The 16578-nt window shown below is 72.9% G+C and carries 15 protein-coding genes; 7 read left to right on the forward strand and 8 right to left on the reverse strand.

Annotated features, from left to right (window positions below; genetic code table 11):
* Window positions 1-145 precede the first annotated feature (145 nt).
* The 4 genes from ccrA (at window position 146) to ACFYO8_RS16680 (ending at window position 6744) form a co-directional block, all read left to right on the forward strand.
* A complete protein-coding gene (gene ccrA / locus ACFYO8_RS16665) occupies window positions 146-1501 on the forward strand; it encodes a crotonyl-CoA carboxylase/reductase (RefSeq protein WP_354871182.1) in 1356 nt (451 codons plus the stop codon).
* A 263-nt stretch (window positions 1502-1764) separates the two neighbouring features.
* The gene (locus tag ACFYO8_RS16670) at window positions 1765-3018 is read left to right on the forward strand and encodes a DivIVA domain-containing protein (protein WP_354871185.1); all 1254 of its coding nucleotides are present in this window, start codon (window positions 1765-1767) and stop codon (window positions 3016-3018) included.
* Window positions 3019-3188: 170 nt separating this feature from the next.
* Entirely contained in the window at window positions 3189-5270 is a 2082-nt protein-coding gene (locus ACFYO8_RS16675) for a hypothetical protein (RefSeq protein WP_354871187.1), read from the forward strand.
* 370 nt (window positions 5271-5640) lie between these two features.
* Window positions 5641-6744 carry an AI-2E family transporter gene (locus tag ACFYO8_RS16680; protein WP_354871291.1) on the forward strand — a complete coding sequence of 368 codons (1104 nt, stop codon included), beginning with the start codon at window positions 5641-5643 and terminating at the stop codon, window positions 6742-6744.
* Between the two features lie 4 nt (window positions 6745-6748).
* Here the strand turns inward: ACFYO8_RS16680 and ACFYO8_RS16685 are convergent, their stop codons facing one another.
* The 7 genes from ACFYO8_RS16685 to ACFYO8_RS16715 all read right to left on the reverse strand — a co-directional run bounded on the left by ACFYO8_RS16685 (window position 6749) and on the right by ACFYO8_RS16715 (window position 13135).
* Window positions 6749-7558: an alpha/beta hydrolase gene (locus ACFYO8_RS16685; RefSeq protein WP_354871190.1), complete on the reverse strand. Its 810-nt coding sequence runs from the start codon at window positions 7556-7558 to the stop codon at window positions 6749-6751.
* 67 nt (window positions 7559-7625) lie between these two features.
* A complete protein-coding gene (locus ACFYO8_RS16690; protein WP_354871192.1) occupies window positions 7626-7952 on the reverse strand; it encodes a hypothetical protein in 327 nt (108 codons plus the stop codon).
* A gap of 67 nt (window positions 7953-8019) precedes the next feature.
* Entirely contained in the window at window positions 8020-9075 is a 1056-nt protein-coding gene (locus ACFYO8_RS16695) for a hypothetical protein (RefSeq protein ID WP_355094112.1), read from the reverse strand.
* A complete protein-coding gene (locus ACFYO8_RS16700) occupies window positions 9072-9566 on the reverse strand; it encodes a SigE family RNA polymerase sigma factor (RefSeq protein WP_355094110.1) in 495 nt (164 codons plus the stop codon). The genes ACFYO8_RS16695 and ACFYO8_RS16700 overlap by 4 nt, the downstream gene beginning before the upstream one ends.
* Before the next feature lie 41 nt (window positions 9567-9607).
* A complete protein-coding gene (locus tag ACFYO8_RS16705; RefSeq protein WP_354871200.1) occupies window positions 9608-11398 on the reverse strand; it encodes a 3-hydroxybutyryl-CoA dehydrogenase in 1791 nt (596 codons plus the stop codon).
* A gap of 123 nt (window positions 11399-11521) precedes the next feature.
* A complete protein-coding gene (locus ACFYO8_RS16710) occupies window positions 11522-12586 on the reverse strand; it encodes an alpha/beta fold hydrolase (RefSeq protein WP_387257312.1) in 1065 nt (354 codons plus the stop codon).
* 102 nt (window positions 12587-12688) lie between these two features.
* On the reverse strand, window positions 12689-13135 hold the full coding sequence (locus tag ACFYO8_RS16715) for an FHA domain-containing protein (protein WP_354871204.1): 447 nt from the start codon (window positions 13133-13135) through the stop codon (window positions 12689-12691).
* A 215-nt stretch (window positions 13136-13350) separates the two neighbouring features.
* Between ACFYO8_RS16715 and ACFYO8_RS16720 the strand changes: the two genes are divergently transcribed.
* Window positions 13351-14853, forward strand: coding sequence for an aldehyde dehydrogenase family protein (locus ACFYO8_RS16720; protein ID WP_355094105.1), 1503 nt, complete (start codon window positions 13351-13353; stop codon window positions 14851-14853).
* Between the two features lie 9 nt (window positions 14854-14862).
* Here the strand turns inward: ACFYO8_RS16720 and nucS are convergent, their stop codons facing one another.
* Entirely contained in the window at window positions 14863-15522 is a 660-nt protein-coding gene (gene nucS, locus ACFYO8_RS16725; protein ID WP_354871209.1) for an endonuclease NucS, read from the reverse strand.
* A 71-nt stretch (window positions 15523-15593) separates the two neighbouring features.
* On the opposite strand from nucS, the gene ACFYO8_RS16730 reads away from it, so the two are divergent.
* Both ACFYO8_RS16730 and ACFYO8_RS16735 read left to right on the forward strand, forming a co-directional pair.
* On the forward strand, window positions 15594-16211 hold the full coding sequence (locus ACFYO8_RS16730) for a DUF4126 domain-containing protein (protein ID WP_354871211.1): 618 nt from the start codon (window positions 15594-15596) through the stop codon (window positions 16209-16211).
* 60 nt (window positions 16212-16271) lie between these two features.
* Window positions 16272-16568, forward strand: a complete 297-nt coding sequence (locus tag ACFYO8_RS16735; RefSeq protein WP_354871213.1) for a DUF1540 domain-containing protein — start codon at window positions 16272-16274, stop codon at window positions 16566-16568.
* The last annotated feature ends 10 nt before the right edge of the window (window positions 16569-16578 follow it).

Raw genomic sequence — 16578 nt, forward strand, 5'->3', positions numbered from 1 at the left:
CTACCGTTCAGTAACGTCCGCCGAACAGGAGCGCGACCGGTGCCGGACTGTGTCGATTGCCGACATGGCGGTCCCGTCGCACCGGCGCCGACGATGGCAGCACCCCTGCCCGCGTTGTGCGGGTGCGGATTAACGGGAGGTCACCGTGCAGGACATCCTCGAAGCGATCATGGCGGCGGAGGGTTCGTCGCAGCCGGAGCGGGAGCTCGCCGGCCTCGCCGGCCTGCCCGTGCCGGAGAGCTACCGGGGCGTGGTGGTGCGCGCCGAGGACACCCGCATGTTCGAGGGCATGGCCACCCGCGACAAGGACCCGCGCAAGGCCCTGCACGTGCAGGAGGTGCCGGTCCCGGAGCTGGGCCCGGGCGAGGCGCTGGTCGCGGTGATGGCCAGCGCGATCAACTACAACACGGTGTGGACGAGCATCTTCGAGCCGCTGCCCACCTTCAAGTTCCTCCAGCGCTACGGCCGGCTCTCCGAGCTGACCCGCCGTCACGACCTGCCGTACCACGTCGTCGGCTCGGACGCCGCGGGCGTGGTGCTGCGTACCGGGCCGGGCGTGACCAAGTGGAAGGCCGGCGACGAGGTGGTCGCGCACTGCCTGTCGGTCGAGCTGGAGGACTCCGCCGGCCACGACGACACGATGCTCGACCCGCAGCAGCGGATCTGGGGCTTCGAGACCAACTTCGGCGGCCTCGCCGAGCTGGCGATCGTCAAGGCCAACCAGCTGATGCCGAAGCCGCGCCACCTGAGCTGGGAGGAGGCGGCCAGCCCGGGGCTGGTCAACTCCACCGCGTACCGGCAGCTCGTCTCGCACCACGGCGCGAACATGAAGCAGGGCGACGTCGTGCTGATCTGGGGCGCCTCCGGCGGCCTCGGCGGCTACGCCACCCAGATGGCCCTCAACGGCGGCGCGATCCCGGTCTGCGTGGTCTCCTCGCCGGAGAAGGCCGAGCTGTGCCGCAAGATGGGCGCCGAGCTGGTCATCGACCGCACCGCCGAAGGGTTCAAGTTCTGGAAGGACGAGCACACCCAGGACCAGGACGAGTGGCGTCGCTTCGGTGAGCGCATCCGCGAGCTGACCGGCGGCGAGGACCCGGACATCGTCTTCGAGCACCCGGGCCGGGAGACGTTCGGCGCCAGCGTCTACGTCGCCAAGAAGGGCGGCACGATCGTCACCTGCGCCTCGACCAGCGGCTACATGCACCAGTACGACAACCGCTACCTGTGGATGCACCTCAAGCGCATCGTCGGCAGCCACTTCGCCAACTACCACGAGGCGTGGCAGGCCAACCGGCTGGTCGCGCTCGGCAAGGTGCACCCGACCGTGTCCAAGACCTACGCGCTGGAGCAGACCGGCCAGGCCGCGTACGAGGTGCACCGCAACGCGCACCAGGGCAAGGTCGGCGTCCGGTGCCTCGCCCCCGCCGACGGGCTCGGCGTCCGCGACACCGAGATGCGTTCGCGCCACGAAAGCGCCATCAACCGGTTCCGCGGTCACTGACCGTACGGTCGCCCCGGATTGCCTTTCCGGCCGATCCGGGCGCCATTCGACCGGCGTACGCACAAAGGGCCGCGGGTACCCACCCGCGGCCCTTTTCGCGCCGTCTTCCCCGCGGACGCCCGACCCGCCCCACCCGCCCGGGAGCTGGCAAGATCGCCAGTTGGTCCGGTCTCACCTGCCGTGGGAGTTGACCATGTAAACAGGACGCGAAAGGTGCCGACCGCTCTTGCGAACCACCCTGGGGGGTCTGCGAGTATGTCCCAATGCCCCAGCAGCAGTCCTCCCCTCTTGCGTTCTTCGATAACGCGAACTCACAGCCCGATTTCACCGTTGGCCTGCGTGGCTACAACACCAACCAGGTCGACGACTTCATCGGCCGCCTCGCCGCCGCCCTGAGCCAGTCCGAGCAGGCCCGCGCCGAGGCCGAACAGCGGATGAACGACGCGCAGCGCCGCCTGCGGCAGGCCGAGCAGCGCCAGAGCGCGCTGGAGCAGAAGCTCACCGAGACCAACAAGCAGCTCGAGGAGAACAGCCGGCCGACCCTGTCCGGCCTGGGCACTCGCGTCGAGCAGATCCTGCGGCTGGCCGAGGAGCAGGCCAACGACCACCGCAACGAGGCCAAGCGCGAGTCGGAGGGCATTCTCTCCGCCGCCCGCCTCGAGGCGCGTGAGATCACCGACAAGGCGCGCGCCGAGGCCGCCGCCATGAAGGCCACCGCCGAGCGCGAGGCCGGCAGCGTCCGTACCGCAGCCGAGCGGGAGGCCGCCGAGGTCCGCGTGCAGGCCCGCCGCGAGGCGGACACGCTGCGCGCCGACGCCGACCGGGAGACCAAGCAGCTCCGTACGGTCACCGCGCACGAGGTGGCCGAGCTGAAGTCGACGGTCGAGCGCGAGGTCGCCACGCTGCGTGCCACCGCCGAGCGCGAGATCACCCAGCAGCGGGCCAAGGCCGGCCGCGAGGCCGAGGAGAAGCGGGCCGAGGCGACCAAGCTGCTCACCGACGCGCGCGACAAGCGCGACAAGGACCTCCAGGCCCTGGAGCTCCAGCTCGCCGAGCGGCGCGAGAAGGCCGAGCGCGAGGAGTCGGAGCGGCACGCCACCCAGGTCGCGCAGACCCAGAAGCTGGTGAGCGAGGCCGAGCAGCGGGCCCGTGCCGCGCAGGAGCGGGCCAAGGAGATCGAGCAGCGGGCCGAGGCCCGGCGTGTCGAGTCCGAGCGCACCGCCAACGAGACCGTGGACAAGGCCAAGGCGCTCGCCGACAAGACGCTCAACGAGGCGCGCGCCGAGGCGCAGCGGGTGCTCAACGAGGCCCGCACCGAGGCCGAGCTGACCACGCAGGCGGCCCGCCGCGAGGTCGACGACCTCACCCGGCAGAAGGACGCCGTCACCTCGCAGCTCGGGCAGATGCTCTCCGGCCTGGCCGGCATCGTGCCGGGCGTGCCGGCCGGCGGCAAGACCGAGACGCCGAAGGCCGCCGACGCCTCCGGACAGAAGGTGACAGCCGAGTCGGCCGGCTGATCGAACACCCGCTGTCGGGGGCATGAGCCACGGCGCGGGGTGACCCGGGTGACCGGTGTCACCCCGCGCCGTCATGCTTGTGCGGACCGTTTCGCCAGGAGGGTGAAGTAGCTCCCAGAAGGGGCGTCCGTATCGCCCCAGCAGAGCCGGTTGCGTGTGAGGATGGGGGCATGTCGCACGGCGAGGAACTGTTCGCGCTCGGCGGGGACGTGACGACGGAGCCCAGCTTCGAGTCCGCCCTTCGGGGGTACGAGAAACGGCAGGTCGACCGCTACGTCGCTCGCGCGGAGCACGAGATCGCGGCGTTGACCACCGAGCGGGAACAGGCGTACACCCAGATCCACAAGCTGGCCGGCCAGGTCGAGGTGCTCCAGCGCGACCTGGCCCAGGTACGCAAGCAGGTGGGGGTGGTGGACCGGGCCTCGTTCCGGCACCTGGGCCCCCGCGTCGAGCAGATCCTCACGATGGCGGAGGAGCAGGCCGACGAGATCCTGAGCGCCGCCAACGAGGAGATCGAGGCCCGCCGCGCCGCCGCCGAGCACATCGTCGAGGAGGCGCGGGAGCAGGCCGCCCAGGCGCTCAAGGACTTCGAGATCGCGCTGGCCGCCCGCCGCGCCGAGGAGGAGCGGCACACCGCTGCCCGAAAGGCCGAGGCCGAGGCCACGCTCAAGACCGCCAAGGACGAGGCGGCGACGCTGCGCAAGGCCGCGCAGGACGAGTCGGTGAAGCTGCGTACGGCCGCCCAGGACGAGGCCGAGAAGCTGCGCCGCACCGCCCAGGACGCGCTGGCGAAGGCCCAGCAGGAGGCCACCCAGCTCCGCGACACCGCCAAGGAGATCCACTCCCGGGCCCAGCAGGAGGCCGCCCGGCTGCGCGAGGCGGCCAAGGAGGTGCTGGCCAAGGCCCAGCAGGAGGCGAACCAGCTCCGCGAGGCGGCCAAGGAGGTGCACGCCAAGGGCCAGCAGGAGGCCAAGCGGCTCACCGACGCCGCCGCCGGGGCCGGCCGGGCCACGCACGCCAAGGCGCTGGCCGAGGCCAAGAAGATCGTGGACGACGCGGAGGAGGCCGCCAAGGCCACCCGGGGCCGGGCCCGCGCCGAGGCCAGCCGGCTCACCACCGAGGCCACCGAGGCTGGCAAGCGCAACCGCGCCGAGGTCGAAGCGTACGTGCAGCGCATGCGCACCGAGACCGAGGCGTACGTGCAGCAGTCCCGCGCTCAGACCCAGCAGGAACTGGGCGCGTGGCGGGCCGGGGTGGAGAAGGAGGTCACCGAGCGGCGGGACAGCGCGGAGAAGGAGCTGGCCCAGCGCCGGGCCGCCGCCGAGCAGGAGTTCGCCAAGCGCCGCGACGAGCTGGACAAGGAGCACGCGAAGCGGCAGGAGGAGCTGGAGCAGGCGTACACCGCCCGGCGCGAGGAGGTCGAGCGCACCGCCGCCGACGTCCGGCAGGCCGCCGAGGCCGACGCGCTGAGCATGCGGCAGCAGGCCGAGCTGGAGACCGCCGAGCTGCTGCGCCGCGCCGAGGCGGACGCCACCGCGCAGCGCCGCAAGGCCGACGAGCACGTCGCGGCCTCACGCCGCCAGTTCGAGGAGTACGCGGCCACGACCCAGCAGCACCTCGCCACCACACAGCAGCACCTGGCCTCGACCCAGCAGGAGGTGGCCGCCGGGCGGCAGCAGCTCGCCTCGGTGATGCTGGAGATCGCCAAGGCCCAGCAGGAGCTGGCCGACCTGCGTACCGAGACCTGGAGGTCGCGGCAGGAGTCCGACGACCTGCAACGGCAGCTCACAGGCCTGCGGCACGACGCCGACGCGGCAGGGATCGCGGCCACCCCGGTCGACCCGGACGAGCTCGCTGCAACCGCGTCCGCCGGCCGCTCGACCGGCGACGGCGAGCCGGAGGGCAGCGGCACCCCGGCTGGGGCCGGCACCGTGGTCGGCGGCGGTGCGCCGGTGGCCACGAAGGCTGCTCCCAAGGGCGCCGGGCCGGCCAAGGGCGAGGGCCGGGCCGACGGCGAACCGGCCGAGGCGGGCAGGGCCAAGCCGGTCGGCGAGCCGGTGACCACCATGGACTCCCCCGCCGGCGCGGGCGTCGACGGGGAGCCGACGGTCGCCGCCGTACCGGGCGAGGGTGGCCGGGGCGCCACCCCGACGAAGATCACCAGCACCGGCGAGAACGGCAAACGCCCCACCAAGCCGACCACCGACGAGCGCAGCGCCAAGCCCAGCGCCGTCACCGTCGACAAGGACTGATCCACACCGCCTCGGATGCCGCCGCTTCGGCCGAAGCGGCGGCATCCGGCCCGCCCGGACCGCACCACCTCCCCGAGCCGCCCGGCGGCCGACCCGGCAAGCATTGCGGGCAGCGGTGGTGGGATGGCCGGGGCGGGGCGGCGGCGACTACCCTGCGGGCAGAGGGTCGCGCGTCGGCCGGGGACGTCACCGGCGGGGCCCGCCGGGCAGTGGGGAGAGCCGGGAGGCACGGGTGTCGCAGGAGGGCTCCGCCGCCCACGAGGACAAGACCCCGGACGTGCACACCGCCGGCCCGGTGGAGTCCGCGGGCGAGACCACGCGCACCGCCGCGAGCGACACCACGGGCACCGCGAGAAACCCGCGAACCGGCATCGACACGAGCAGCGAGCGACCCGCCGACGTCGAGCCGGGTGAGTTCGAGCCGAGCGGGCGCTTCGGTGTGCCGGGGCGGCCGCTGCGGCGCAGCGCCTTCCTGATCGGCTTCACCGGCGCGCTCGGCGTGCTGCTGGCGTACGCGCTGTTCCTGGGCATACGCAATGCCGCCGGCATCCTGGTGCTCGTGGTGATCGCGCTGTTCCTCGCGGTCGGCCTGCACCCGGCGGTGGTCCGGCTGCGCAAGTGGGGTCTGCCGCGCGGCCTGGCGGTGGCGGTGGTGACGCTCACCCTGCTGTTGCTGATCGTCGCCGGCCTGCTCGCGCTGGTGCCGCCGGTGGTGACCCAGTCCGGCCAGTTCGTCCAGCAGCTACCCGGCTATGTCGAGGAGCTGCGCCGCAACCCCACAGTCAACGACCTGGTGATCCGGTACGACGTGATGGAGCGGGTCCAGGCGGCGGCGAACGCGGACACGATCGGGCGGGCGCTCGGCGGTGTGCTCGGCGGGGCACAACTGGTCTTCGGGACGATCTTCCGCCTGCTCACCGTGCTGGTGCTGACGATCTACTTCCTGGCGTACTTCGACAAGCTGCGCGAACTCGGGTACGCGCTGGCGCCGCGCTCGCGCCGGGAGCGGGTCCGGCTGATCGGCGACGAGATCCTGACCCGGGTCGGCGCGTACATGGTCGGCGCGCTCGCCATCGCGGTGCTGGCCGGGCTGACCACGTACGTGTTCGCGTTGGTGGTCGGCCTGCCGTACCCGTTCGCGCTGGCTGTGGTGGTCGCGGTGACCGACCTGATCCCGCAGATCGGCGCGACGCTGGGCGCGGTGGTGGTGACGCTCGTCGGGCTCGCCACGGACCTGCCGGTGGGCATCGCCTGCCTGGTGTTCTTCGTGCTCTACCAGCAGGTCGAGAACTACCTGATCTATCCGAAGATCATGCGCCGGGCGGTGTCGGTGAACGAGGTGGCCGCGTTGCTCGCCGCGCTGCTCGGGGCGGCGCTGCTGGGCGTGGTGGGCGCGCTCATCGCGATCCCCACCGTCGCCGCGTTGCAGTTGATCCTGCGCGAGGTGGTGCTGCCCCGCCAGGACGCGCGCTGACCCGTTACTCGGCGCGTCGCTGAGCCGGACCGGGCACCGGGGTGTCGGCGAACGCGGCGACCGTACGGTCGGCGTACGCGCTGACGTCACCGGTCTCCATCGGGCCGTCCCAGGTGGTCGGCAGCGGCAGCGGCACGCCGGGGGCGACGCGCCGGACGATCTCGTCCAGCACCTTCTCCGCGTCGCCGACCCAGAGGTGCTTGGCGCCGTCCACGCCCACCACCTCGGCCTGCGGCACGGCGGCGAAACGCTGCCGGGCCTCCTCCGGGCGCAGGTAGTCGTCGAACTCGGGGACCAGGGCGGTCAGCGGCTTGCCGGACTCGGTCCAGACCGCCAGGTCCTCCGGCGCGGAGAAGCGCAGCGGCGGGGAGAGCAGGATCGCGCCCGCCACCGCCGGGTCACAGCCGTACTTCAGCGCCAGGTCGGTGCCGAACGACCACCCGACCAGCCAGATGTTCGGCAGCTCGTGGAACTCGGCGTACTCGATCGCGGCGGCCACGTCGAACTTCTCACCGACCGCGCCGTCGAACGCGCCCTCGCTGGTGCCGCGGACGCTGGTGGTGCCCCGGGTGTTGAACCGGAGCACGGCCAGGCCGGCCAGCGCGGGCAGCCGCCAGGCCGCCTTGCGGAACACGTGGCTGTCCATCATCCCGCCGTGGGTGGGCAGCGGATGCAGGCAGACCAGCGTGGCGGCCGGTTCGCGGTCCAGTGGCCGGGCCAGCTCGCCGACGAGCGTCAGCCCATCGGCGGTGTGCAGCTCGATGTCCTCCCGGCGGCCGGGCAGGATCGACGACGCGCGAATCGGAGTGCTCACGCCTGCCAGTCTCCCGCGTCGGCGGCCCCGCCGCCCACCGGGACGGGAACCTGGTGATCCAGATCGCTCAGCCGTAGCGCGGAGCGCCCCGGCCGCGCTGGAGGTTCGGCCCACGCCGGTCCCGGGCCCGCCAGCAGCCGGAGTGCCAGTGCCGGCGGTCGGTCAGGTCGCCCCGGTCGTCGGCCGGCCAGGCCACCAGGTGCGCCACGCCGGGGCGGATCTCCTGCTCACAGCCGGGACAACGGTACGTCTTGACTGATGCGCCGCCGCTGATCCCGCGTACCTGCCAGTCGCCGTCGCGCCACTGCTGCACGGTCGGCACGCCGTGGCGGGCACGCTCGGTGTCCACGGCGGCGATGTCGTCCCGGCGGGGGCGGTTGCGACGAGGGCTCACGGTCACCAAGCGTACGGTCCGCCGACCGGGCCGGCCCGCGTCGGGCAGCCGGCCGGCGGACGACCGCTCAGTCCCAGGTCTCCGGGCGGGTCGGGTCCGGCGCCACCTGTACGCCACCGAGCACGAGCGCCGCGTCGCGCTCGTCGAACCCCTGCTCGGGCCAGCCGTAATCGGCGAGCAGCTGCGACTTCGGCAGACCCAGCAGCTCGATCCGGCCCTGTTCCGGATAGAGGCGGGCGGGCCGCCCGTTGATCTCCATGTTGGCGCCCGCGGTCGAGGTCGACACCTCGGCCGCGTACCGGTAGGAGACGGCCATCTGCTGGTCGACGGGGCCGGTGATGACGAACCGGGCGGTCACCAGCCGCGGGAAACCGCTCGCGTCGACCCGGCAGCCCACGACGCGGGCGCCGTCCGGCAGGCTCGTGGGGCGGACGGGGGCGCCACACCGGCGCGCCTCGGTCAGCCGCAACGCCTCCACAGCGGCGGTCAACGCCGTGTCCGGCTGGTCCGACGCGCTCGCCCGCGCGTACAGGCCGGGCACCGGCTTCCACTGCCGGACCCGGATCGGCAGCCCGTCGACGGTCAGGCCGCTGGTCCGGCCGTCGAACGCCGCCTCCTCGGCGAACGCGCTGACCTCGAAGGGCACCCCATCGGCGGCGTACTGCCGTAGCGATTCGGCCGAGCGCGCCAGCTCGACCGTGACGATCCGCCCGCCGCCGACGTCCAGCCGGATGCTCTCCACGCTCCGCCACGTCTCCCAACGCAGGTAGCGGGCCCGGGTGGGGTCGACGCCGAAGTGCAGCACCCCGGCGTCGGTGCCGACGGCCTCCGGCGCGCCCGCCGCTCCCGGCTCGGCCCGCATCAGCGGTGGCACCGCCCCGGCGGCCGGGGCGGCCGGGGCTGCCGGGCCGGTGAGCGGCCGGTCCACGCCGGGCAGGCCCGGAACGACGGCGAGGCCGCCGAGCAGCGCGACCAGGGCGAGACCACCACCGAACACGGCCCGGCGACGGTGTAGCCGACGGCGGCCACCCGTCACCGCCCCGGCGGTCAGCCGGTCGAGGTCCACTTCGCCCTCGGCGTGCTCCCGCAGCACCGAGGCGATCCGCTGGTCGAGGTCGGTCACGGCCGGCTCCCCTTCGTCATCGGGACGCCGCAGCGCTCCCGGAGGTGGGCGAGCGCCCGCATCGCGTGGGTGCGGACGGTGACCGGGGAGCAGTCGAGGATCTGGGCGATGGTGGCGTCGTCCAGGTCCTCGTAGTAACGCAGCACCAGCACGGCGCGCTGACGGTCCGGGAGGGCGAGGATCAGCCCCCACATCTCGTCCCGGTCGGCCGCCTCGCCGCTCAGGTCGCCGCGCTCGGGCCGGTCGGCGAACGTGTCCACCGCCAGCTCGCGGCTGGACCGCCGCCGCCACCAGGACGTGTTCGCGTTGACGAGCATCCGCCGCACGTACACGTCGGGCCGGTCGGCGCGGGCGATCTTCCGCCAGTGCACGTACGCCCGCGCCAGCACGTCCTGCGTCAGGTCCTCGGCGCGGTGCGCGTCGCCGGTCAGCAACCGGGCCAGACGCAACAGAGCCGGGCCGCGGCTGCCGACGTACTCCTCGAATGTCACACCTCGAAGACGCCGTCACCGGGCCCGGCTGTTGACAGCGGTCAGCGCCGGGTGTGGTCGCGGAACCCGCGCCCGCTCTTGCGGCCCAGGTAGCCGGCCGTGACCAGGTGCTCCAGCAGCGGCGCCGGGGCGAAGCCGGGCTCGCGCAGCTCCAGGTACAGCTCCTGCTGAATGGCCAGCGAGACGTCCAGGCCGACCACGTCGAGCAGCTCGAACGGGCCCATCGGGTAGCCGCAGCCGAGCTTCATCGCGTAGTCGATGTCGTCGGCGGTCGAGTAGCTGGCCTCCAGCATCTTCACCGCGTCGTTCAGGTACGGGAACAGCAGCGCGTTGACGATGAAGCCGGACCTGTCGCCGCAGACCACACCGGTCTTGCCGAGCTTCGCGCAGACCGCGCGGGCGGTGGCCGACGTCTCGGCGGAGGTGCGGATGGTCTGCACGATCTCCACCAGCGGCATGATCGGCGCCGGGTTGAAGAAGTGCAGGCCGATCACGTCGGCCGGGCGCTGGGTCGCCATCGCCACGTCGATCACCGGCAGCGACGAGGTGGTGGTGGCGAGCACGACACCGGGCTTGCAGATCTCGTCCAGGCTGGCGAACAGCGCCTTCTTGACGCTCAGCTCCTCGATCACGGCCTCGACCACCAGGTCGACGTCGGCCAGGTGCTCCAGCGTCGCGGACCAGGTGATCCGGCCGAGCGCGTCGTCCCGGTCGGTCTCGCTGAGCTTGCCCCGCACCACGCCCTTGTTCAGCGAGGTCTTGACCGCCTCGCAGACCTTGGCGGACTTCTCCGCGCCCCGGGTCACCGAGATGACCTCGTACCCGGCCTTCGCGAACACCTCGATGATGCCGGTGGCCATGGTGCCGGAACCGACCACGCCGACCTTCGCGGTGGCGCGGGCGCCGTCGGCGATCGCGGCCTCCGCGGCGAGCGGCGTGAACTCGTCGGGTACGACCTTCGGCGAGCCCGGCCGCTCGTAGGTGTAGAAGCCGCGACCGGACTTGCGGCCCAGCAGCCCGGCGGTGACCATCTGCTTGAGCAGCGGGGCCGGGGCGTGCCGGCGGTCCCGGCCGCCGCGCCGGTACATGGTGTCGAGGATCTCGTACGCGGTGTCCAGGCCGATCAGGTCCATCAGCGCCAGCGGGCCCATCGGCAGGCCGCAGCCGAGCTTCATGGCGGCGTCGATGTCCTCGCGGGTGGCGTAGCGGGCCTCGAACATGCCGACCGCGTGGTTCAGGTAGCCGAACAGCAGCGCGTTGGCGATGAAGCCGGCCCGGTCGCTGATCGTCACGTCGACCTTGCCGAGCCGCTCGCAGAGCGCCTCCACGTCGGCGACCACGTCGGCCGAGGTGACGACCGTACGGACCACCTCGACCAGCTTCATCACCGGCGCCGGGTTGAAGAAGTGGATGCCGATGACCTGGTTGGGCCGGGTGGTGGCGACGGAGATCTCGGTGACGCTCAGCGAGGACGTGTTCGTGGCCAGGATCGCCTCGGGCTTGCAGACCCGGTCCAGCTCAGCGAAGATCCGCTGCTTGAGGTCGAGGTGCTCGGGCACCGCCTCGATCACCAGGTCCACGTCGTGCAGCGCGTCCAGCCCGACCCGGAAGTCGACCCGCGCCAGCAGCGCGTCCCGCTCGGCCTCGGCGAGCTTGCCCTTGGCCACCGCCCGGTCGGTGGAGGCGGTGAGCGTGGCCCGGCCGCGCTCCAGCGCCCCGTCGGAGATCTCGACGGCTGTCACGTCGATGCCGTTGCGGGCGAACACCTCCACGATGCCGGCACCCATGGTGCCCAGACCCACCACGCCCACCCTGGTGAACTCCCGCGCCACGACCGGCCTCCCCTGGCTCGACTCCGCCGTCCGCGACATGAACGGCCGCTAAGGTTATGCGCCGGAGTCTGCCACGTGACGCTGTGTTGTCGAGACGCGGTGGGATATTTCACGCACCGCGCCTCACCCGGTGGCGTTCTGCCCGGCCAGCGCCAGCAGTTCGGCGACGAACTCCGCCGGCCGTTCCAGGTGCGGGCTGTGCCCGCAGCCCGGCAGCACCACCTCCCGGTACGTCCCGCCGGCCGCCGCGTACCGGTCCAGCACCGCGCGGGTCTGCCCCACCATCGGCTGCGGCGGGCACTCCCGCTCGCCCGGCCAGCCGGGCACCATGCCGAGCTGACCGAGGTACGCCAGGTCGAACAGCGAGGTGTCCGAGACGATCACGTCGGCGTCGCCGCGTACCCAGGTCACCGGCGGCTTGACCGGCGCGGCGGCCAGCTCGTCGGCGAGCCGGAAGTGGGCCGGGGCGAGCGCGTTGAGCACGCCGCGCGGCCCGGCGGCGGTCCCCGGCCAGTGCGGCGAGGCGACAGCCGTGCCGGGGTAGTTGTCGTCCCCGGTGGCGGTGGTCAGCATGCTCTCCACCAGCAGGTCCTCGTCGTCGCCGAGCGAGGCCGGGTCGGCCACGTACGCGGCGCGCAGCACCGCGCGCGGGCTGGTCGGGCCGTCCGCGCTCCGGTCACCGGCGGCGAGCCGGGCCACGAAGTCCGGGTTCGCGCCTCCGGCGCCGGTGCCGGCGAAGTCGGGCGTGGCGGGGGTGCCGTCGAGGTCCCGGGTGCCGCCGAAGCCGTACGGGGACACCGGCGCCTCCAGCAACAGCCCGGCGATCCGTTCGGGGCGGTCGACGAGCAGCCGCATCGTCACGCCGCCGCCCAGCGAGTGCCCGGCCACCACCGGCCGGGCGCCGGGCCGGAACAGCTCCGGGGCGTCCAGCAGCGCGGCCACGTCGTCGGCGAAGTCGTCGAGCCCTCGGGTGGCGTCGACCGGCGCGGTGTCGGTCTCGCCGTAGCCGCGCAGGTCGGGGGCGACCGCCCGCAGCGTCTCCGGCAGCCGGGCCAGCAGCGGTTCCCAGAAGGCGGAGGAGGAGACGTTGCCGTGCACCAGCAGCACCGGCACGCCGTCCGGTGGGCCGGCCACGCGGACCGCCTGGGTGATGCCGTTGGCCTGGACGGTGAGCCGTGCGCTGCGCATCCGCGCATGCTGGCACGGACGGCCGGCCCGGTCCATGTGGCCTGCCGACACAGCGGGCCTACCGAAGGTGGGCGCCGGCTCCCCGGCGCTCGGCCGTCGGCGTCAGCCGACGTCGGCCGGCTGCGCCTCGCGCGCCTCGATCGGCTGGCGCGGCCCGGGGACGGGCAACGGCAGGGTGGGACGCTGGTCGCGGCGCATCGCGCCGAAGCTCATCCCGACCGGGTCGGTCCGGGCCACACCCGGGTCGTAGAGGCGCAGGTCGGTGCGGCCCAGCCGGACCACGTCACCGTCGGAGATCGCCACGCTGCCGGTGACCCGGGTGTCGTTGAGCCAGGTGCCGTTCGTCGAGCCGAGGTCGGTGAGCAGCACGCCCTCCGGGGTGGCCCGGACGCTCGCGTGCCGCCGGCTCAGATGCGGGTCGGCGAGCACGATGTCGGCGGTCGGCGCCCGCCCGATCACCTGCGCGTCCTGGCCGACCCGGAACGTGAGCCCGCGCATCGCCCCGCCGGACACCGTCAGCAACGGCATCAGCTCAGGATGCTCCTCCATGGACAGTCCTCCACCCCACATCGCCCCGTGGCGTCAGCCTGCCACCTCACCGTAGTGGCTCACACCACCGCGCGGTTACCCCCGCGACCCCGGGCGGTCATCTCCCGTTCGCCGTTTCGGACGGCACCTCCGTCGATGCGCCGACTGATCGTCCGCGCAGCGTACGGCGCGTTCCGCACCTACCGGCGAGTAATTCTCAGGTCTAGACTTCGGCCATGACCGCTGTGCATGTGCCGGGCGCCCCGCTCATCTCCGAGGGCCGGCTGGTGTCGACCAACCCGGCCACCGGCGCCGAGGCAGGCAGTTTCCCGCTGGCCACCGAGGCGGACGTGCGCGCCGCCGTCGACCGTGCCCGGGCGGCCGGCGACTGGTGGGCCGCGCTCGGCTTCGCCGGGCGGCGCGACCGCCTCCAGCGCTGGCGCGGCGTGCTCGCCCGGCGGATCGAGGAACTGGCCGACCTGATGCACACCGAGGGCGGCAAGCCGGTCGGTGACGCCGTGGTGGAGATCCTCACCGCGCTGGAGCACATCGACTGGGCGGCCCGCAACGCCCAGCGGGTGCTCGGGCCGCGCCGGGTCCGCTCCCGCCTGGTCCTCGCCGAGTTCACCGGTCACCTGGAATACCAGCCGTTCGGCGTGATCGGTGTGATCGGCCCGTGGAACTACCCGGTCTTCACCCCGATCGGCTCCGCCGCGTACGCGCTCGCGGCCGGCAACGCCGTGGTGTTCAAGCCGAGCGAGTACACCCCTGCGGCCGGTCAGTGGCTGGTCGACAGGTTCGCCGAGGTGGTGCCGGAGCAGCCGGTGTTCCAGGTGGTGCACGGCTTCGGCGCGGTCGGCGCGGCGCTGTGCCGCTCCGGGGTCGGCAAGGTCGCCTTCACCGGCTCGACCGCCACCGCGAAGCGGGTGATGGCCGCCTGCGCGGAGACGCTCACGCCGGTGCTGCTGGAGGCCGGCGGCAAGGACGCGATGATCGTGGACAGCGACGCCGACCTGGACGCCGCGGCGGAGGCGTGCGTGTGGGGCGGGATGACGAACGCCGGCCAGACCTGCATCGGCATCGAACGGGTCTACGCGGTCGACCAGGTCTTCGACGCCTTCGTGGAGAAGGTGGTGGCGAAGGCCGGGCGGCTCACCGTGGGCGCCGACGGGAGCGACCTCGGCCCGATCACCATGCCGTCGCAGATCGACATCATCCGGCGGCACATCGACGACGCGCTCAGCCGGGGCGGCCGGGCGGTGCTCGGCGGTCCGGAGGCGGTCCAGCCGCCGTACGTGCACCCGACGGTGCTCGTCGACGTGCCGGAGGACTCGGCCGCCGTACGGGAGGAGACGTTCGGCCCGACGCTCGTGGTCAACCGCGTCCGCGACGTGGACGAGGCGGTCGAGCGGGCCAACGCGCTGCCGTACGGGCTCGGGGGTTCGGTCTTCGGCCGGAAGCGGGCGGTGGCGGTGGCGCGGCGGCTGCGCTCCGGGATGGCCTCGGTCAACTCGGCGCTGACCTTCGCCGGCATGTCGACGCTGCCGTTCGGCGGCACCGGCGAGTCCGGCATCGGCCGCATCCACGGCGAGGAGGGGCTGCGCGAGTTCGGCCAGCCCAAGTCGGTCACCCGCCGCCGGGCCCGGTCGCTGCTGCCGGCGATGACGTTCGAGCGCACCCCGGCCGACATCGCCCGCATCGTCAAGATCGCCAAGCTGATGTACGGCCGGGGCCGCTGAGGCCGCGCCTCAGAACAGCGTCAGCTCGTCACGCTCGATGCCGCGCAGCTTGTCGTAGTCGACCACCACGCAGCGGATGCCCCGGTCGGTGGCGAGCACCCGCGCCTGCGGCTTGATCTCCTGGGCGGCGAACACGCCGGCGACCGGCGCGAGCAGCGGGTCGCGGTTCATCAGCTCCAGGTAGCGGGTGAGCTGCTCCACGCCGTCGATTTCGCCGCGCCGCTTCACCTCGACCGCCACCGCGCCGCCGGTCGCGTCCCGGCAGAGCAGGTCGACCGGCCCGATCGCGGTCATGTACTCGCGCCGGACCAGCGTGAAGCCCTCCCCCAGCGTCGCCGGGTTCGCGGCCAGCAGCTCCTGCAGGTGCGCCTCGACGCCGTCCTTGCGCAGGCCCGGATCCACGCCCAGCTCGTACGAGGTGTCCTGGAAGATCTCCTCCAGGGTGATACGCAGCTCCTCGCCGGCCTTGTTCACCACCCGCCAGACGCCCGGCGCCTCCTCCAGCCGGCACGGCGGGCTCATCCAGTTCAACGGCTTGTAGGCCCGGTCGTCGGCGTGGATCGACACCGACCCGTCCGCCTTCACCATGAGCAACCGGGTCGCCGGGGGCAGGTGGGCCGAGAGCCGTCCGACATAGTCCACCGAGCACTTCGCAATGACCAACCGCACCCGCCGAGGGTAGCGGAGGCCCCGGCGGGCGCCGACGAGCGCCACTGGCACGGCAGTGTCATATTGAGATCGTGCTCGAAGTCCTCACCGGTTCCGGTCTGGCCGCCTCGGCGGGCCTGAACGCCTACATCCCGCTGTTGCTGATGGGGCTGCTGTCCCGCTACACCGACCTGGTCGAGTTGCCGAGCGGTTGGCAGTGGCTCGGCAACGGCTGGGTGGTGCTGATCCTCGCGGTCCTGCTCGTGGTCGAGGTGGTGGCCGACAAGGTTCCGGTGGTCGACCACGTCAACGACGTGGTGCAGACGGTGGTCCGGCCGACCGCCGGTGGCCTGGCGTTCGGCGCGGGCGCCGGCTCGGAGACGGTCACCGTGAGCGACCCGGACACGTTCTTCTCGTCCCACCAGTGGGTGCCGGTGGTGGCCGGCGTGGTCATCGCGCTCGGCGTGCACCTGCTCAAAGCCGCGGCCCGGCCGGTCATCAACGCGACCACCGCCGGCGTGGGCGCGCCGGTGGCCAGCACCGCCGAGGACGCGACCAGCGTGGTCATGTCGGTGGTGGCGCTGCTGCTGCCGGTGCTGGTGCTGGTGTTCCTGGCCGCCCTGGTGATCTTCGTACCCTGGCTGTTCCGCCGTCGCCGGAGTCGGCGTCGGGAGCGCGCGGCGGCCCGCGCGGCCGGCTTCCGCGTCTGACCCGCACCGGCTCCCGAAACCTCTAAAATCGGGGCAAGACACCCAAGGAGGTACGGGAAGATGACCGCGTCATTGGAGATGCCCCGGGTGCAGGAGTGCGCCGTTCGCTCATGCGCCTACAACCACACGAACGACTGCCACGCGTTCGCCATCACGATCGGCAGCAGCGACCACGCCCACTGCCACACGTTCGTGGAGATGCCGGTGCGCGGCGGCATCGACCAGTTGGTCGCCCAGGTCGGCGCGTGCTCACGCGACGACTGCCGGCACAACTCCGACCTGGAGTGTCACGCCCCGGCCATCACGGTCGGCCCCGACATGGACATGGCCGACTGCATGACCTACGAGAGCCGCTGAAAGGGGCCCT

It is taken from the genome of Micromonospora sp. NPDC005257 (assembly GCF_042872445.1).
GTDB lineage: Bacteria > Actinomycetota > Actinomycetes > Mycobacteriales > Micromonosporaceae > Micromonospora.